This is a genomic window from Dyadobacter sp. CY327 (assembly GCF_021390415.1).
Lineage (GTDB): Bacteria > Bacteroidota > Bacteroidia > Cytophagales > Spirosomataceae > Dyadobacter > Dyadobacter chenhuakuii.
Map to the genome: position 1 here is coordinate 65,205 of NZ_JAJUXJ010000006.1, position 19,316 is coordinate 84,520.

General features: G+C 45.6%; 11 protein-coding genes. 4 read left to right on the forward strand and 7 right to left on the reverse strand.

What is annotated here, in order from left to right; translation table 11 throughout:
* Positions 1-75: 75 nt before the first annotated feature.
* Together LZG74_RS15410 and LZG74_RS15415 are read right to left on the reverse strand one after the other, a co-directional pair.
* A complete protein-coding gene (locus LZG74_RS15410; protein ID WP_233797437.1) occupies positions 76-1,566 on the reverse strand; it encodes a RagB/SusD family nutrient uptake outer membrane protein in 1,491 nt (496 codons plus the stop codon).
* 17 nt (positions 1,567-1,583) lie between these two features.
* Positions 1,584-4,664 (reverse strand): TonB-dependent receptor, encoded by a 3,081-nt coding sequence (locus tag LZG74_RS15415; RefSeq protein WP_233797438.1) that lies wholly within the window; start codon positions 4,662-4,664, stop codon positions 1,584-1,586.
* A gap of 423 nt (positions 4,665-5,087) precedes the next feature.
* On the opposite strand from LZG74_RS15415, the gene LZG74_RS15420 reads away from it, so the two are divergent.
* Both LZG74_RS15420 and LZG74_RS15425 read left to right on the forward strand, forming a co-directional pair.
* Positions 5,088-8,069, forward strand: a complete 2,982-nt coding sequence (locus tag LZG74_RS15420) for an FAD-binding and (Fe-S)-binding domain-containing protein (RefSeq protein ID WP_233797439.1) — start codon at positions 5,088-5,090, stop codon at positions 8,067-8,069.
* 171 nt (positions 8,070-8,240) lie between these two features.
* Positions 8,241-9,347 carry an ATP-binding protein gene (locus tag LZG74_RS15425; RefSeq protein WP_310589330.1) on the forward strand — a complete coding sequence of 369 codons (1,107 nt, stop codon included), beginning with the start codon at positions 8,241-8,243 and terminating at the stop codon, positions 9,345-9,347.
* A 6-nt stretch (positions 9,348-9,353) separates the two neighbouring features.
* Here the strand turns inward: LZG74_RS15425 and LZG74_RS15430 are convergent, their stop codons facing one another.
* The 5 genes from LZG74_RS15430 to LZG74_RS15450 all read right to left on the reverse strand — a co-directional run bounded on the left by LZG74_RS15430 (position 9,354) and on the right by LZG74_RS15450 (position 15,998).
* Positions 9,354-12,146, reverse strand: coding sequence for a DUF5686 and carboxypeptidase regulatory-like domain-containing protein (locus LZG74_RS15430; protein WP_233797441.1), 2,793 nt, complete (start codon positions 12,144-12,146; stop codon positions 9,354-9,356).
* Between the two features lie 102 nt (positions 12,147-12,248).
* Positions 12,249-14,162 carry an AAA domain-containing protein gene (locus tag LZG74_RS15435; protein ID WP_233797442.1) on the reverse strand — a complete coding sequence of 638 codons (1,914 nt, stop codon included), beginning with the start codon at positions 14,160-14,162 and terminating at the stop codon, positions 12,249-12,251.
* 27 nt (positions 14,163-14,189) lie between these two features.
* Entirely contained in the window at positions 14,190-15,419 is a 1,230-nt protein-coding gene (locus tag LZG74_RS15440) for a multidrug effflux MFS transporter (protein ID WP_233797443.1), read from the reverse strand.
* A gap of 147 nt (positions 15,420-15,566) precedes the next feature.
* Positions 15,567-15,761: a hypothetical protein gene (locus tag LZG74_RS15445; protein ID WP_026628617.1), complete on the reverse strand. Its 195-nt coding sequence runs from the start codon at positions 15,759-15,761 to the stop codon at positions 15,567-15,569.
* 24 nt (positions 15,762-15,785) lie between these two features.
* The gene (locus LZG74_RS15450; protein WP_026628618.1) at positions 15,786-15,998 is read right to left on the reverse strand and encodes a hypothetical protein; all 213 of its coding nucleotides are present in this window, start codon (positions 15,996-15,998) and stop codon (positions 15,786-15,788) included.
* Positions 15,999-16,380: 382 nt separating this feature from the next.
* Here LZG74_RS15450 and LZG74_RS15455 point away from each other — a divergent pair, with 382 nt between their 5' ends.
* Together LZG74_RS15455 and LZG74_RS15460 are read left to right on the forward strand one after the other, a co-directional pair.
* Positions 16,381-18,546 (forward strand): TonB-dependent receptor, encoded by a 2,166-nt coding sequence (locus LZG74_RS15455; RefSeq protein ID WP_233797444.1) that lies wholly within the window; start codon positions 16,381-16,383, stop codon positions 18,544-18,546.
* An 85-nt stretch (positions 18,547-18,631) separates the two neighbouring features.
* Positions 18,632-19,285 carry a hypothetical protein gene (locus tag LZG74_RS15460; protein WP_233797445.1) on the forward strand — a complete coding sequence of 218 codons (654 nt, stop codon included), beginning with the start codon at positions 18,632-18,634 and terminating at the stop codon, positions 19,283-19,285.
* The last annotated feature ends 31 nt before the right edge of the window (positions 19,286-19,316 follow it).

Genomic DNA, 19,316 nt, shown 5'->3' on the forward strand with positions numbered 1-19,316 from the left:
CAATTGGTACGCCAATAATAAAACAAAAATGCCCGAAATGATCGAGCATTTTTGTCAAAAGATATGATTTGAGTCTTAATATCCTGGATTCTGTTCAAGGTTTGCATTGGAAACCAAGGCAGCAGAAGGAATTGGATAAAGCACTGTATAAGCGTCTTTAACAGACGTTCCTGTTCCGGTTGTAAACTTACCGAAACGGATTTCAGTAGTTCTTTTACCACCTTCCCAGTACAACTCGCGACCGATTTCGTCGAAAAGATTAGCCTCCGTCAACGATGCCAATGCTGTTGCTCCACGAACTTTTCTAAGTGCGTTCACCTGTGTAAGGGCACCTGCTGCATTTCCACCTCTCAGCAATGCTTCTGCTTTCATCAGGTAAGCATCTGCGTAACGCATCAAAAGATATTTTCCAGAGTTTGCAGGGTGATATTTGATCACGCGGATACCTTTATCGGTAGCTGCACCAGCCAAAGGAACGTCTTTCGTGAATTGCAAAGGCTTCTGCGTACGAGTATCAATGATTGGCTTACCTTTTTCATCATACTGCTGACCGATCAGGAAACCATAGCTGATACCTGAAAACTCAGTTCCATCTTTTTTCGCAGGCTTTCCGATACGCGTATCTTTTGCTTCGAAAGTGTCATAGAAATCAGCAAGTGTAGCGAAACCATTCCATCCCGATGGGTTCTGGCCATAGTGCAATGTCATCATCCAGCGGTTCTGAGCAGTTCCTTCCTGAACGTTGAAAATTGGCTCGGTTTTAGCAGTTGCGGAGAATGCAGCGAAGTAATCCGCTTCTAATGCGTATCCGTCCGCTGTAATTGCATCTACGTAAGCAATCACTTTGTCCATATCAGCCTTATCAAAGGTGTAGGGCCCTTCTGGTGTAGTGCTTTTGTAAACTGCCTTGTTAAGATACATTTTAGCCAAAAGGAAGTTGGCAGCTGCTTTCGAAGCGGTCCCGTTATTTACAGACGGCCCTTTCTTAGGCAGGTTAGGAAGTGCTTCTTCCAGATCCTTAATGATGTAATCAAATGCTTCCGAGCGCGTTAACACTTTTGGAAGATCATTAACACCTTGTGTAACTTCCCTGACCGGAACTGAACCCCAGTAATCCATAACCCAGTGCATATTATATGCCCTCAGGAACTGCGCCTCTGCCTTCTGAACAGCGGTTGGATTGGATGCGATGATCTCAGTTGCTTTATAAGCTCTCTGGTTCAATGCATTCCATGCGCTCAGAATATAGGAGTGAGAAGCATCCCAGGTATGTTGGTCAAGCGTACGCCACACCCCATTATCACCCCAGTCAACACCACGTGTTGGCGGGATCATTTCTGCTGTTGTGTGCTGGCCAAGTGCGTAAACACCCGCCTGATCTGAGTAAGTAGAAAGATCTTTGTAAGCAGACGAAAGCGCTTCAACCACATTCACCGGTGCGAAATTACCTTCCACCACTTCGTTTACCACGGAATCCTTTTCCTCGTTAACAAGGTCAGTACAAGCCGACAGCGTCGCCATGCAAACCCCGGTAACCATTATTTTATATATCTGACTGGTTTTCATTTTATAATTAGTTAGAATTAGAATGATACATTAACACCAACTGTCCACGTTCTTGCTCTCGGGTAAGCGGTATAGTCAATTCCGAATGAAGGGATGTCATTTAAAGATTTGTTTGTGCTCACCTCTGGATCTTGTCCGCTGTATTTAGTGAATGTCAACAAGTTCTGACCAGTCACGAAAAGTCTTGCATTGCTAAGCACTTTGTTCGCTTTCATCGGAACACGATATCCTAGTGAAAGGTTTTGCAGACGAACAAAATTGCCTTTTTCAAGGAAACGGGTCGAAACATCAGGAGCATTCAAAGCACCTTCTTTATTTCCGATAACATCTTTCGTTACGTTACGTCCGTTGGCAAACGAACCTTGTGTAAAGAATGCGTTAGCAGTATTTGAGTAAATGTAATGTCCGAAAACACCGTTGAAGAACAGACTCATATCAAACGCTCCGAAAGTTAAGTTATTGGTTAAACCGGCGTTAACTTTTGGAAGCGGGCTTTTTCCACCCAGGAACTGCTGGAAGTCACCATTTGGATAAAGTGAGTTTCCGTTGTCGTCAAATCCGCCGAACTCGCGAAGGAAGTAAGCGAACAAAGGCTGGCCTTCTGCCAAACGCTGTGCAAATGCACCCGAAAGACCCTGACCGTTGATCTCACCTGTATCATATGTTCCGATCAGGTTTTTAACAAGGTTTTTGTTGTAAGATCCGTTCACCACCATTTCCCATGTGAATTTCTTGCCATCCACGATCACACCAGTCAAAGCCAATTCAATACCACGGTTTTGAATGTCTGTGTCAAGATTGCGGAATACAAATGGGTTCGGTGCAGGCTGAGCTGCAACAACTTTAAAAAGAAGGTCTTTTGTACTCTTGTTATAAAGGTCAAGTGTTCCGCTCAATCTTCCTTTCAAGATCGAGAAGTCAAGTCCAAGGTTGAATGCAGCAGTTGATTCCCATTTGAGATCCGGGTTGTTGAAGGCTACTGCGTTCAAACCACCACCTGTAATGCCGTCAGCACCCTGGTTGATCGCGTAATCGCTGTATCTGTCACGTCTGTCGTATACATTGTGAGGGATTGCCTGGTTACCTGTAACACCATATCCAATTCTAAGAGAAAGATCTGTGAAGACAGTTTTAGGAACAAAATCCTCTTCAACCAATTTCCATTTGAAAGCTCCTGATGGGAAGTAACCATATTTATTGTTACCACCGAATTTAGAAGAACCATCCACACGCAATGTACCAGTGAACAAGTATTTGCTTCCGAAACCAAGGTTTACACGACCGAAGTAAGATTGAAGCTCATCCTTTACATAGCTTGAATTCTGGATAACAGAACCAACACTTGAAAGCGATGTTGCATCTTTAACACCAACAGTTCCTGCAATACCCAGGTTGTTAATCATCAGATCCAGGTCGTTGGTACGGAAGTTGGCAGCAGCCACGTTCTTGCTTCCATTTTCGAAGCTCTGATAAGAGTAACCCAGAAGCGCATTCAATGTAACGTTTCCGATTTCCTTGTCATAAGTAAAGTAGTTTTCCATCAACTGGTTGTTACTTTCCACATCGCGAATATACACGCGGCCAATTTTGTCTGATTCTTGAGTACCACCAATACCTGCAACAACCAGATCTCTTGAATAAGCCTGTTTTCTTGTAGACATTGATTTGTCAAACCCAAGAACCGTTTTAAATTTCAAACCGCTGAAAATTTCCAGTTCAGCATTGATGTTACCCAGCGCGCGAAGCGTGTTGTTATTATCTTTTGAAAGATTAACAAACGCAAGCGGGTTAGGCTCCGTAGTTGTAGACTGGTTCAATGTATCGCCTCTGTACGCTGGGCGTGTAGGGTTAGCTTTCAGAATGCTACCCATCAAATCACCTTCAAAACCAATGTTTTCAGAAATTGGAACACCTGTATCTTGCGTGTTTGCAAAGTTCAGATTGCTTCCTACTGTCAATTTATCACCGATGAATTTTTTCTGACCGCTGAAACCAACGCTGTAACGTTTAACATTAGAAGTCTGCACGATACCGTCCTGGTTCATGTAACCCAGTGAGAAACGATAGTTACCCGAAGCGTCACCGCCACCATAAGACAAGTTGTGCTGATGTGTTAGCGCAGTTCTGAAAAGCAGGTCCTGCCAGTCAGTATCTGAACCTTGATCCTGTCCGCCAGCTGCTTTGTATTCCGCTGCATTCAAAAGATCATATTTCTTTGTGATGTTGCTTACACCCAGAGAATACCCATAATCCAGGGATCCTTTTCCTCTTCCTCTTTTTGTAGTGATTAAAACAACACCATTTGCACCGCGTGAACCGTAAATCGCTGTTGCAGATGCATCTTTAAGAATGTCCATGCTCGCGATATCGTCCGGGTTCAGGAAGTTCAGCGGGTTTTTCGCTGGCTGACGGCCAACACCCTGGTTATCACCACCTGATGAAGTGTTATCGCCGCTCAAAGGCACACCGTCGATTACAAATAACGGGTTGTTACCGCCCAAAACAGACGACGTTCCCCGGATACGCACGTTAATACCACCGCCCGGCTCACCGCTGGACTGGGTAATTTGCACACCCGCAACGCGTCCCTGCATCAATTGCTCAGGAGAAGTAACGATCCCTTTCTGGAAATCCTTCGATCCCAAAGCGGACACCGCACCGGTTGCATCCTTTTTCTTTACCGTTCCGTAACCAACTACAACAACTTCTTCCAAAGCCTTAACGTCTTCGGTGAGTGTCACGTTGACGGTGGATTTATTACCAACTGCAATGTCCTGAGTCTCATACCCAATGGCACTGAAAGTCAATGTTGCATTTCCCGGAACACTAATCTGGTAGTTACCTTCAACATCCGTATTTGTTCCTTTTGTACTCCCTTTTAATGTAACTGTAACTCCTGGTACTCCACCCGCTCTGGCGTCAGTAACCTTACCGGATACATTCACATCCTGTGCAAAAACATTCGTGCTTAAACCGATCAAGATCATCAGGAAGCCGAAAAGCCCTGTGTTGCGCCCTGCTAATCTCGCTTTCGTCACAACATTCTTTTCATTGCTTGAATCATGTCGACGAAACACATGAAAGGATAAATTCATCATAGGTCTGTTAAGTAAATAGTTAAATCTGGTCACCGCCTGTGTATCATTTTAACATTTGCGTTCATCTTCGGTAAAAAATGCCCTGTCACACTCAATTCGGGCTTTTTTATGAATTTTACTATGAAAAAGTTAAAGTTATTCAATGACGGTCATACAAAATAATATAAAAGAGCCGGATAATACAATATGGTTTTCTTTAAACTTGCTTAAATAAATCAACTTTTAAGCAAGAAAGTTATATTATATAATTATAGTGCAAACGCTATATTTGAGAAGTACAAAAGCAGCCCATTTCGGTGACTTTTTTAATTAAAGTTTAATTTTTTGGCCAGTGGACCGATATAGCGTTCTGAAAATATTTTGCTGGAAATCCTTGATCGTTGTTCGTAACTTTGGAGCTGATTTTCCCGCTTATCCAACACCATGACTGCGCCGCTTTCCGTAACTAACAGTGATTTAAGTCTTCTAGCCAAACAACTTGAGGGTGAACTGCATTTCGATAATACGATGCGCACCCTGTACGCAACCGACGCTTCCGCTTACCGTGAGATGCCACTTGCCGTGGCCATTCCAAAATCGGAGGCTGATATCAAAACACTGATCAGATATGCTACGGAAAAACGCATTTCGCTGATTCCAAGAACCGCCGGAACGTCTCTTGCAGGGCAGGTTGTGGGGAACGGCATTGTGGTGGACGTTTCACGGAATTTTACAAAAATCCTGGAAATAAACGCGGCCGAAAAATGGGTCCGTGTGCAGCCTGGTGTGGTGCGTGACGAGCTTAATATGGCCCTCAAACCTTATGGACTTTATTTCGGGCCGGAAACCTCCACGGCTAACCGCGCCATGATCGGCGGAATGGTCGGAAACAATTCATGCGGCTCCAATTCTATCGTTTACGGCAGCGCCAGAGAGCATACATTGGAAGTGAAAGCAATCCTGGCAGATGGTTCGGATGCAGAATTTAAGAATATAAAAGGAGCGGATTTCAAAAATCTGCTAACAAGTGCGCAACAGAAAAACGGAAGCGCGACGCTTTTGGATAAAATCTATCTCAAAACAAATGAAATTTTACAATCATCTGTAAACCAGGATGAGATTAGAAGAAACTTTCCAAAGCCCAGCATAGGCAGAAGAAATACGGGTTACGCATTGGATATGCTGCTTCATACCGAGCCATATTCTAATCAAAACGCCCTTGGTGAGCCAGCACAGCCATTTAATATGTGCAGCCTTATCGCAGGCTCTGAGGGAACATTATGCTTTCTGACAGAAATAAAGTTAAACCTCGTTCCGCTCCCGCCTAAAACGCAGGGATTGGTTTGTGTGCATTGCGATACGATTGACGAAGCATTAAGGGCAACGATTTTAACCCTGAAATATCAACCGCACGCAGTTGAATTAATAGATGACTACGTTCTTGAATGTGCCGCTACGAACGCAGAACAGAAGAAAAACGCATTTTTTGTAAAAAATAAACCTGACGGTAAATATCCGGCCATCCTGGTTGTGGATTTATCGCGGGAAACGAAGGAGGAGGTGGAAGCACTTTCAACAGAAATGATCAAAGAGTTGCAGGATGCGGGCATGGGTTTCCATTATCCGTTGCTCTTTGGTGACGATACAAAAAAGATCTGGACATTAAGAAAGGCAGGTCTGGGACTGCTCGGCAACATTCCGGGTGACGAAAAAGCGGTTGCGGTGATCGAGGATACGGCTGTTGATGTTTACGATCAGCCCGATTATATCCGCGATTTTAATGAAATTTTGAAAAAACATGGCATGTCGGCCGTGCATTATGCGCACGCAGGAACAGGCGAGATCCACCTGAGACCTATCATTAACCTCAAAACCAGCGAGGGACACCGCCAGTTCAGGATGATCGCGGAAGAGATTGCGAACCTGGTTAAAAAATACGATGGCTCGCTTTCCGGAGAGCATGGCGATGGGCGGTTAAGGGGAGAATTTATCCCAAAAATGGTTGGTGAGCACAATTACCAGCTTTTCAAAGACATTAAGAGGGTGTGGGACCCTAACAATATTTTCAACCCGGGAAAAATTGTGGATACGGCCCCAATGGACACTTTCCTGCGCTACGAAGCCGATCAGCAAACACCCGAATTCAAGACTTACTTCCGTTTTCAGGACCAGGATATTCTGCAGCACGCCGAGCAATGCAACGGTTCAGGCGACTGTCGCAAAACGCAAATGAGCGGCGGGACAATGTGCCCGAGTTTCATGGCTACCCGCAACGAAAAGGACACGACACGTGCACGGGCTAACATTTTAAGAGAAATGCTGACGCGTTCTCCGAAAGAAAACCGGTTTGATAATAAAGAGATTAAGGAAGTGTACGACCTCTGCCTGGCTTGCAAAGGCTGCAAAGGAGAATGTCCTTCCAATGTGGATGTTGCGAAATTGAAAATGGAATTTTTGCAACAATATCACGATGCAAACGGCATTCCGCTACGTTCCTGGCTGGTCGGAAATTTTTCAAAAATGACCGGCATTGCAAGCTATGTCCCATGGGCCTATAACCTGGTCTTCAAAAACGCACCACTTCGGAAAATAGCCAACACCATGGTAGGCTTTCACCCGGAGCGAACTATGCCGCTCCTGCACAGCACGACGTTGAAAAAGTGGTATGACCAGCGCAAAGCAACAAAATCCACAGGTCGGAAAGTGTATCTTTTCTGTGATGAGTTTACCAATTATAATGATGTTGAAATTGGTAAAAAATCCATTCTGACGCTTGAAAAGCTGGGTTATGAAGTGATTATTCCAAAACATGCCCCTTCCGGCCGTCCCCAGCTTTCGAAAGGACTTTTGAAGGATGCGAAAAAAATCGCCGAGGAGAACATTAACCTCCTCAAAGACATCATTTCGTATGACACCCCGCTCGTGGGCATTGAGCCGTCCGCAATCCTGACTTTCCGCGATGAATATCCGGACCTGGTTAGCGATGAGCTTGTGGAAAAATCCAAAAAACTGGCCCAAAACGCATTGCAGTTTGACGAGTTCATCTCGCGTGAAATCGAGTTAAAACATATTTCAAAAGATCAGTTTACCAAGGAGAAGCGGTTGATCAAATTGCACGGACATTGCCAGCAAAAGGCCATTTCGAGCATGATACCAACGAAAAAAATGCTTTCGCTGCCAGAAAACTACAATGTTCAGCTCATTCCATCGGGATGCTGCGGCATGGCCGGGTCGTTTGGTTACGAAAAAGAGCACTATGACATTTCCATGCAAATCGGAGAACTGGTCCTCTTCCCAGCCGTCCGCCAGCAACCCGAAGAAGTCATTATTGCCGCACCCGGAACCAGCTGCCGCCACCAGATCCACGACGGCACCGGCCGCCACGCCAAGCACCCGGCAGAGATATTGTGGGAGGCGCTGGTGTAGGCTATCTAAATTCTCCAACCATTGGTTGGAGAATTTGCACAGAGCTCAATTCACCCAACAAAACCTAACTTTTTGGGAATGGATTCCTAAAAAAATACTACTTTTTAGGAATCCATTCCCAAAAAGTTGTATTTTTAGTCCTATTTCAGAGCGACCATGATTAAACGCAATTTGCAAAAGATAATCGAATCAAAACTTCATGATGGCAAAGCTATCATTCTGTTGGGAGCGCGTCAGGTTGGGAAAACTACACTGCTAAATAAATTATTTTCAAACAAAGAAGATACACTTTGGCTTAATGGAGATGAAACTGATGTGCAGGCTTTGTTTGAAAATGCAACCTCATCACGCCTGAAAAGCATATTTGGCGACAAAAAGAATATTGTCATTGACGAAGCGCAAAGGATTTCTGACATAGGTTTACGTTTGAAATTAATAACCGACAATATCAAAGGCGTCCAACTAGTGGCCACGGGCAGCTCTGCTTTTGAACTAGCCAATAAAGTAAACGAACCTTTAACGGGACGTAAATGGGAATACAAAATGTTCCCGATTTCCTTCGGCGAAATGGTCAATCACCATGGGCTTTTGGAGGAAAAAAGACTTTTGCCACAAAGACTGGTTTATGGATACTATCCAGACATTGTGAATCATCCCGGATCTGAAAAAGAGACACTAAAACAGTTAACCGACAGCTATCTGTATAAAGATATTTTAATGTGGGAGAACATTCAGAAGCCCGAAAAACTGATGCGCTTATTACAAGCATTGGCTTTTCAGGTTGGCTCACAAGTTTCTTTTAACGAATTAGGCCAGATATGCGGTTTGGACAATAAGACGGTCGAAAAGTACATTAATTTACTCGAACAAGTGTTCGTCATTTTTCGGCTTGGAACATTCAACCGCAACCTGAGAAATGAACTCAAAAACAGTCGCAAGATCTATTTCTATGATAATGGCATTCGCAATGCACTGATTGCAAACTTTACACAACCAGAACTAAGAACCGATATTGGCGCTTTGTGGGAGAATTTTATCATCTCTGAGCGGATGAAATTTATCAATTACCAGGGAATTTGGGCTAACACTTATTATTGGAGAACCAAAGATCAAACTGAGATCGATTACCTAGAAGAATCAGATGGCAAATTGAATGCATATGAATTTAAATGGAATTCTAAAGCAAAATCCCACTTCTCAAAAGTTTTTTCCAATGCCTATCCTGACAGCACTTTTAAAGTAATTCACAAAGACAACTTTGATGAGTTCCTCTTATAATGCCCGCTAATTCCGCCCCAAATTAAAATTCATAGTAGTCCCGATCCTAAACACCGTGGTTTTATACTTAAAGCGCTCGAAGTTGCTTACGACTTCGATGCGGAAGGGGAAGCGGATTCCTACGTCGAGGCCGTAGCCTAGTTCGGTGTAGTTGTTGGAGGCTAGGGTGGCCAGGTAATGCAGCATGAAATTTTCCTTGATGCCGAGGACGCGGAACCAGGTGATTTGGGTGAGCAGGAATTTGCGCAGCTCGCTCAGGATATGGGCTTCGAAAAACTGATCCGACGTGCTGTAACGATAGTAATCAAGCATTCTGAATGTTCCGACGGGATCGCCGAGCTGAAAGAAAAACCGGTTTCCTGCGAAATGCTGGAAGTCGGGATAGCGGACGTCATTTGTGTTCAGGAATTTTCCGGCACTTAGTTTATAGCTTAGCTTACTCCGGATCCCCGTGTCAAATCCATGCTGGATTCCAACCTGCAAAAGGTCGAAATCCACGTCGCTGCCAAAAATATCATTGATCCCTTTGCGATAGTTTAATGATAACTTCGGCGAATCATCGTCATAATAGGTTGTCCTTCCATTTTTGGTGCGGTATTTCTGCCAGGGTTTGTAGTTTGCTGTAACTCCAATGGTCAGGGCTTGGTGGTTGGTCATTTGGGTGGACGTCTCCCCTGATTCTCCACTCGGGTAACGCGTAAACGGGTGATTAGAAGTAAATTCCCTGCGTTTCCAGTCGATCCAGCGATATGGATTCGTGTTGTACAAATTGCGGAGCGGGCTGCGGTCAGCGTATTCAATGTTAGCTTTCAGCTCGAAATGTTCGTTTTCACGGGTGGTTGCAAAGTCGAGCCGGACGAAATTCTTTTCGTAGATTTTGATAAAATTCTGCTCCAAAAACAATGTGGTAATAGAGTTCAGCAGCGGATGCATTGGGTTTTCTCCGTTAAACTGGGAAACCGTCTGGCCGCCAGATAGGTTGAGTTTGTTGCGTTTCCAGCCATAATCAATGCCACCAAATGCCATTAATTTCTGCCGGGCGAACGAGTAACGGGTGAGCGCATTAATGGACAATTCCTGCCCTTGCCGAACAGAAAAGCGCTTAACGCCATCAGAACCAATCTGGACTACTTCCTGATTCTTCTTTGGATCGCCCCCTTTATAACGCAGCTTAAAACCGCCCCCATTCAAAACCAATCCCTCAACCGTGTTTACCTGCGCGCCCAGCAGCGGCGTCACATAATCCAGCCGCCACGGGCTTTTCTTGCCCAACCGGAAACTGTGGCCCGTAAAAATATCGCCTACAAAGCCCAGTCCCCCTCCTTTCTTATTGTTTTTAGAAGTGTCGGATTTGGCAACCTTCAAACTGTCTTTCTGCTCCTCAGTGCCTTTGGTCATGACCACAATGCTATCCAGTCGCGTGTAACTTTTCACCTCCGCCGTCGTCAACGGAACCGTTCGGATGGAATCCCAGAATGCCGTGCTGCGCATACTGGCCATGGAATCCACCACCGTTGTATCGTTTCTGGTGAAGTTCAGGTCTATGTCCTCTCCTTTCTCCTCTTTTGTTTTCAGGTCCTGCTTTTCATATTCCTTCATGAGCTTGCGCAGGTTTTTGGCCGAAAATTCCTTTTGCTTACTGACCACTTCCTCCAATTTCTGCGACTTGATTTCCCGGCCCGTAAGCTTTACTTTTTTCGCTTCATCCTTCTGTTTTTTATCATCCACCACCACAATGTCCGGCCTGAATGCAGGATTGATCTTAATGTCTGAGAACGATTGAGAAATCACGAAATCCCCTTTTCCTTTTAACCCATAAATGCCTCCCTGCACGTGAAACTGCTGATTAACAGGCATCCACACACCCTGCACCGGACTGTAAACCTGCTTGATATCAATGGTAAAACCCGTATTAACGGTCGTCAGATCGAGGCTGTAAATACTCCATTCATCTTCAATAATGTGAATGGTCCCTTTGTAAACGCCTTCGCCATAGGCGCGCGGGGTTACTTTTATTTTATTTACTTCAATGCCATTTTCACGAAAAGCGCCCAGATATTCAAACTTATAATAAGCAAATGCCCGGGGCGACAGCGGGGAAACGGCCTTAACAACTTCGGGCTGGTAAAAGCTTGTCAGCAGATAAGCATTCGGGTTTGCGAAATCCTTATCCTGACTGTTACGGGCGGCAATAACCTTCTGTTTGTAGGTGTTAGGCTGTTTAAATGTTACTTCAGAAACGCTTTCATTGAGGATAGGAACGCCTTTTTTAAAATTCGTTTCCTTTTCCATCTCCTTTAATTCCTTTTTATACAAAAATTCCAACGGAAGATCGGTGATCACTATGGAAGATTTGGAATAGGCTTTGGCTTTATAACTATCCACTTGGAGCAAATGATAGCGACTTTTGGCAATGGCGCGGCGCATAATGGTGTACGCAGGATCTTCGTCACGGCTTCCTATACGCACTTCGCCCAGGTTCAGCGCCTGTTCTTCCATGGTTAGGTCAAAGGTTTCCATCCTGTTTTCAACCGTAAACGCTTTTTGCCCCGTTTTGAAACCTAAATATTGAAAAATGACCTCATAGTAACCCGGTTTCAGGTCCAGCTGATAGCGTCCTTCTTCGTTGGAAATGGTGCTGATGGATGTTCCTTTGACAACAATTGCGGCAAAAGGAAGCGGCTCGCCTTTCCTGGTTTTGATAATCCCCTTGATCCCGCCCGACGAAGTGCCTTGCGAAAAGCATTGAGTAGCAATTAGTAAGAAAAGAAAAACGACAGTAAAGTAGCGTTGGAGCATAGAAAGATCGGGGCCCGGATGTAAAATGCCTGTTGTATGTCAACAAGATGCATTTAAATATAAACGGGTTGCATTAGAATGCCAACAGATTTTTCCGATCAGTTACATATCCGCAAATTCCCAGGCACTCTGGTAGGCGCCCAGCGCTTCGGCGTAAGCAATAAAGTCTGAATAAAAGGGCAAATTCGAGAGGGTGGCGCTGTCGCCGATCACGACCAGTTTTTTGCGTGCACGGGTCATCGCCACATTCATACGGCGAATGTCAGACAGGAACCCGATCTCGCCCTCGGGATTGCTGCGGGTCATGCTGATGTAAACAATGTCACGCTCCTGACCTTGAAAACTATCTATCGTATTGACTGAGATTTTCGATATAAATGGCTGTAAAAGAGCATTATGAGCCAGTTGCTCTTTCAATAAACCAATTTGCTCTTTATAGGGAGAAATGACTGCAATGCTTGGAAACTCGCCGGGGTAGAAACTTTTGGCCTGCATCAATTCGGTCACATATTGCGTCAAATGTTTGAATAAAAATGCGGCTTCGTCCGGGTTCGTGGAGCTGGTTCCTTCGAGTTTTTCGTCATAACCGCAGCCTGCTGTGTCAATGAAAGCCAATGCATTATCCGAGGAAAAAACCAGGTGATGCGCGACAGCCTCGTTGGCTTTCAGTTTGTTTTGATAAAATATTTGAGATGAATAACCCATAATCGCCTCATTCATCCGATACTGCTCTTCGAGTAATGTTACGGATTCCGGATGCAGCGCGACGCATTTTTCCAGCAATGTAGTGGCTAATCCATTTTTAGCAACCTCGGCTGACTTAATGGTGGGCGCCAACTGGAAATGATCACCTGCCAGCACCACTTTTTCGGCTTTCAGGATCGGGATCCAGCAGGCCGGTTCCAGTGCCTGTCCGGCTTCATCGATCACCACTGTTTTGTATTTCAAATTGCGGACCGTATAATGGTTAGCGCCCACCAATGTGGCTGTAATCACCTGCGCTTTGCCTAGAATATCCTCGATCGCATATTGCTCCACGCTCCCCACCTCTTTCATGATCTTGTGGGCTTCATCAAAAAGCGCTTTCCGCTGGTCGCGTTCGGCTTTTCCAAAATTGCGTTTGTATTTGTGTGCGAGGTTTTTGTATTCGTTTGCCTGCTTTTTGAGCGCCTTAATGTCCTTCATCCGCACGTGCTGCGAGATTTTACTATCGAGTGTGAGCGACATCAGGCGTTCCGAAACACGCACCGGGTTACCAACCCTCAGCACATTCAAACCCTCGTCTGTGAGCTTTTCACTGAGCAGATCCACAGCTGTATTGCTAGGCGCAACAACCAGGATCTGCTGGTGATCCTGTTTGATCAAAGCTTTTATCGCCTGGACCAATGTGGTCGTTTTTCCCGTTCCGGGAGGGCCATGCACAACGGCAAGATCCGACGCGGAAAGGATTTTATGAACAGCCTCATTTTGTGAGCTGTTCAATCTGGGGATCGTTATTTTAGGAAGTTGGTCGTTAAAAGAAGGCGATTTCTCTCCGGTCAGAATTTTAACCAGACGGCCCTCTTTTTCATTTTCAAGCAATGCAGTTGCGGCCTTAATCGCACCTTGCATTTCGTCGTAACTATTGTCATCAAAAAGCAGGTCGATGCCCAGCTTTCCATCGCGTGACCATTCGGGAAGCTCATCCGTCCGAAGCGTGATTTTGAGCCGGTTACCACTCTGATGCGTAATAATGCCTTCTAACCTGTCCTGCTTTGGCTCGTGATTGGAAAACAAAACAGCCGGCATGCCAAACCGGAGCTGGTGGGAAATATCCTGGTGGGTGGTGCGTTCAATTTCGACGGTCAAATAGTCGCCGCGGCTCATTTCCGAGCCTCTTATGGCAATGGGATACCAGCTTAACCCACTCGCGCGCCGCTCGGAAACCGATGATCTTTCGGTTAGTCGCTGGTAAGCAAGTCTGTCTTCTTCCCTTTCAGTTTTAAGTAAATTGAGGAGGTTCTTGAAATAATCCATGCACAAATAAAGTCAGGAAAACTGGTTTTAGTGTATCATAGCAGCATCTGCACCTTGCTGCACTTCCACTTTTTCCTTGATAAAACGCCTGCCAAAAACAAGCATGGAAAGCGCCAGAAGCGAAGATCCGGCCATTGAAGCCACCATCGGAATAACGGATGGCTCTTCAAAAATACTGATCACAATGGATATCAATGTGCCCATTCCCATTTGAAAAGCACCCATTAATGCCGATGCGCTGCCTGCGTTTCTCGTAAACGGAGCCAATGACAGCGCGGCGGCATTGGGATAGGTGTAACCAATGCAGCAAAGAAAGAAGAACAGAAAAACGATCACGACCGGAAGTGTGAGCAAGCCGGCCAATGCAGCTGCGAGAAAGGCGAAACTGACAATGACCTGGCAAATCAGCGCCGTATTGACAACTTGCTCGCTGGTGAATTTTCTCAAAAACAATGTATTTAATTGACTCGAACCTATAAAACCAACGGAAAGAAAAGCGAAGATCCATCCGTAAACCTTGCCATCTGTATGGAAGACCTCCATAAAAACCAGCGGAGAGCCTGCTACATAAGCGAACAGACCAGAGAATGCAATGGCACCCGTTAACGCGTAAGTGTAAAACTGCGGCTCCCGGATCACTTGCAGAAAATTAAGCAGAATGGGTTTTGGCTTCAAGGAAAGGGTTTTATCCGGCTTGTAACTATCCGGCAGCCAAAGCACCGTTGCCAGAAGAATGGCCACACCCATGCCTGTCAGGATCCAGAACACGGCATGCCAGCCGAATGCATCGGTAACATAACCACCCACGGTGGGTGCGATCATAGGGGAAACGCCAACAACCAGAAGCAGCAACGAAAAAACCTTTGCATTATCCTTCACCGGAAACAAGTCCCTAACCATCGCAACCGACGCAACCGTAGCCGCACAACTTCCTATTGCCTGGATAACCCGCAGTAAAATCAAATCATTAATGCTATTGGCCATTGCGCAACCCACTGAGGCCAGAATGTAAACCACTAACCCGATGAACAAAGGCTTTTTCCGACCGAACCGGTCAAGCAGCGGCCCGTAAAGAAGCTGACCAACCGAAATCCCAACAAAAAATCCGGATAATGAGAGTGAAACCTTGGCTGCTGTGGTGTGCAGGTCTTTGGCAATGGCCGGAAAACCGGGCAGATACATATCAATTGAAAAAGGCCCGAGTGCCGTTAAGCTGCCTAGAATCAGGATGAGAAAGAAATATGTTTTTTTGGACATTATGGAGTGATGTGGCGTAGCAGTAGGCCGTATAACGCGGATATGCTTTGGGTGGTTCGGGGTAATTGGATTTTTCTCACTCGCCGAACATAAAAAAGAGGCTTCTTTTTAGAAGCCTCGCTCTCTATTCACTACTATAATCGCGTTTCAGGCAGCGATCCAGTCCAACTTCTTATAAACTTCGCGCTCGCTTTCGCTCACTGCGTATGGAACCTTGTTTTTCAGATAAATAATGCAGCCGGGTCCTTCTTGTATCGGTGCTATTTTAACTACGTCTTCTTTGTGAATGATGATATTAATGAGCTTTTGGCCCAGCAATTGAAATGTACCTGATTGTACCATGACTAATTTAAAGATAATAATTACTTATGCGATGCCGCTTACAGGACTATCAGACTTCGAATACAACAGGAAATAATTTTCTGAAATTGAAAAATAGCTAAGATCCGTTCTGTTGCTCATTTGAAGAAAATCAGCAATTTCTTTCTGCGCGTCCATTTCGTTTTGTGCGTCAGAAACTGTAAGAACTGCGCCAGGCTTCAATGTATTTATTGCGTTATTACCAAGTGTAGCGATCATGTTATATTCGAAATTAAGAGTTAGTCGATGTAAACTGTTTTGCAATGGTCGGTTAAATAAGCATGCCAGCACGGCCAGCACATTCGCTCTTTCTATGGTTTCAAGAGTGATTTTTGTCTAAATAAAATAAAACCTGATAAGCAAAATGCTGATTTTTAACATTTTGTAAAAATTCAAAAAAATTTACACTATGTGCTGCAAAAATGAAAATTAAACCCGTTTTGCTCCTATAATAAGCACCCGGATTTCTGCAAATCAGTTACGTTTAAAAGACACTTCGGTCAACAATTTCCGCAGTTCATAGGTCAGTTTCTGAACTCCGGTAACCTTGCTTTTTCCACGATTATCATTCTGAACAACTTTGGGTCAAACCAAGGGACAAATGAAAATCGGCTTTACACTTCTGCTTCTTATTCTTACATCAGCTGCAATAGCCCAAACCTCCATTTCGGGCCGGGTATCGGATCACAAAGGCGGGGCACTGCCCGGCATCAACATTTACCTGAAAGGCACTTATGACGGGACCACTTCCGGTGCGGACGGCCGTTTTGCTTTCACTACAACCGAAGCGGAAAACCAAACATTAACCGTTCAGGCGATCGGTTTTAAAAGTCAGGAACTGGTTCTTGAACTTCGGGGACAGCCCATAACCGCGAACATTGTGCTCGCAGAAAGCATTAATCAACTGAATGCCGTGACCATCTCTGCTGGGGCGATGGAGGCCGGTGATGAGAAAAAATCGGTGGTGCTCAAACCGCTCGACATTGTAACAACCTCCGGCGCCATGGGCGACATTACTGGCGCATTGCTTACATTACCAGGCACTTCCACCGTAGGCAACGACGGACGGCTGTTTGTACGCGGCGGTGATGCCTCGGAAACTTCTATTTTTATTGATGGCCTGCAAGTGGGAAATGCATTTGGCAGCACCACTTCCAATGTGCCGACCCGCAACCGGTTCAGCGCTAATTTATTCAAAGGATCGTTTTTCAGCACAGGAGGTTATTCCGCCGAATATGGGCAGGCGCTCTCATCGGCTTTGGCATTGAATACGGTGGACCTTCCGCTCAGAAACCAGGGAGATGTGAGCATTATGTCGTTGGGCGGCGGTTATACGCAAACGTTGGTGAAGGACAACCGCGCATTGACTGCCTCGGCAAACTATTACAATCTGGCCCCTTACCAATCGCTTGTAAGGCAAAATTTTGATTGGGAAAAAGCGCCGTCGAGCTGGGATTCGGAGATTTCATTGCGTCGTAAATGGGGAAATGCGGTGACGGGCAAAGCGGGTTTTATCAAGGCCTATTTTCACACAGAAGGCAGCAATATGGCGATCTGGCAGAAAATCCCTGGCAATGATGGCCGCGGCGACCGGGTTAAGCTCAACAACCGCTATCACTATGGCAATGTTTCTTTCCGGCATTCGGGAAGCAAAGGCTGGCTCTTTTACGGAGGTGCGGCGCTGTCCGACAATAGGGACGCTATTCAGCTCAATGCGGATGATATCCGGCAGGTCAACCGGATTTTTCATTCCAAAGCGGTAACGGTTAAAGACTTCTCTGCGCAGTTTTCCCTCAAAAACGGCTTGGAATATTACGCCAAAACCTACTCGGAAGCATTGCCCGGCCAGAACCTGAAAAGGCAGTTTACGGATCACCAGTTCAACCATTTCTTGGAAGCGACTTACTATTTCAGTAACCGCTTGATCATGGTCGGCGGCCTGCGGAGCGGGCACAGCACATTGGCAAAAGAAACCTGGTTCACGCCGCGTTTTTCCATCGCCTATAAACTGGATAATCAAGGGCAATTCTCTTTTGCAGCTGGCAAGTTCAAACAACTGGCAGAAGAAAAGCTGCGGGTGCGCCAGACCGACCTTAAAAATTCCGCGGCAACACATTACATTCTTAATTACTTCACAGTCAACAATAACCGCACATTCCGCGCGGAGGCTTTTTATAAAAACTACGATAATCTGGTCACTTACAAAGGCTTGGCGAGCGATCCTAAAAACGTGGCTCTGAATGGTGCTGGCTATGCGCGAGGCGTTGATTTTTTCCTGCGCGACAAGCAAACCATAAAGGATACCGATTTCTGGATCACGTACAGTTTTGTGGACAGCAAGCGCAGGTTTGCGGCCTATGAAACCAAAGTCCAGCCGTCATTTGCACCCAAACACAACGGCTCGGTCGTGGTGAAACATTTTGTGACGGCTATGAAATCCTTGCTGGGAACATCCTGGTCGTGGAACAGCGGCTATGCTTTTAATGATCCTAATCTGCCCGGTGAAATGCAGCGCAAAACGAAGCCATATAGCGATCTGAGTCTGAGCATCAGCTATCTGCCCAAGCCCAATGTGATCCTGCATGTGGCTTGCTCCAATGTTTTGGGTAGGCAGAATGTATTCGGCTATCAATATGCGACGCAGCCGGATGAATCGGGTTCCTATGCAAGCAGGCCCGTAGGACAGGGCGCCAAGCGCTTCCTTTTTGCCGGACTTTTCATCACGCTTTCAAAGGATAAAAAAGCCAATCAGCTGAACAATTTATAAAGCACCGCCAAGCATTCACAAACCAATATCAAGTCGGCTATAAAGCATCATTTAAAAACTATTAATCTTTTCAAACATGAACATTATGAAAAAGCAAGCCCAGATTATCATCCTTTTGTTACTATCATTCTTTACCGCTTCTGCACAGGAATCACCTTACCAGAAAGCGATGAAAAAGGAAATTGCGAAACTTACTTCAACCGACTCACTTCCTGTTTTGCAGCAATCGGCGAATACGTTCGGGCGAATCGCGGAGTTGAATCCGGGAGAATGGCTGCCGGTTTATTATCAGGGACTTGCGTACACATTCCAGGCCATGGACAAATCCCTTTCGCTGGATAAAAAGGACGAAGCGCTTGCTAAGGCGGACGAATTGGCTCAGAAAGCCGACGCCTTATCCAAAAACAATGCGGAAGTCGTTGCTTTGCAGGGCTTTGTATTAATGGCCAAACTCAATGCGGATGCGGCAAACCGCGGGCAAAGCTTGTCGGGGCCGGTGTTGCAGACATTTGGCAAGGCGCGTGCGATGGATCCGAAGAATCCGCGTGCTTATGCGTTAACGGCCCAAATGGAATATGGAATGGCCAAATTTTTCGGCTCCGGAACCGAAAAAGCTTGCGGATATGCGAAGGAAAGTCTGGCTATATTTGCTTCACAGGATGAGTCGGCCCTCAAAGCCGCCTTAATGCCAACCTGGGGCAAAGGCCTTGCCGAACAAATGGCCAGAAGCTGTCAATAACGAGCATAGCAACGTAAAACAATCCTTTCTG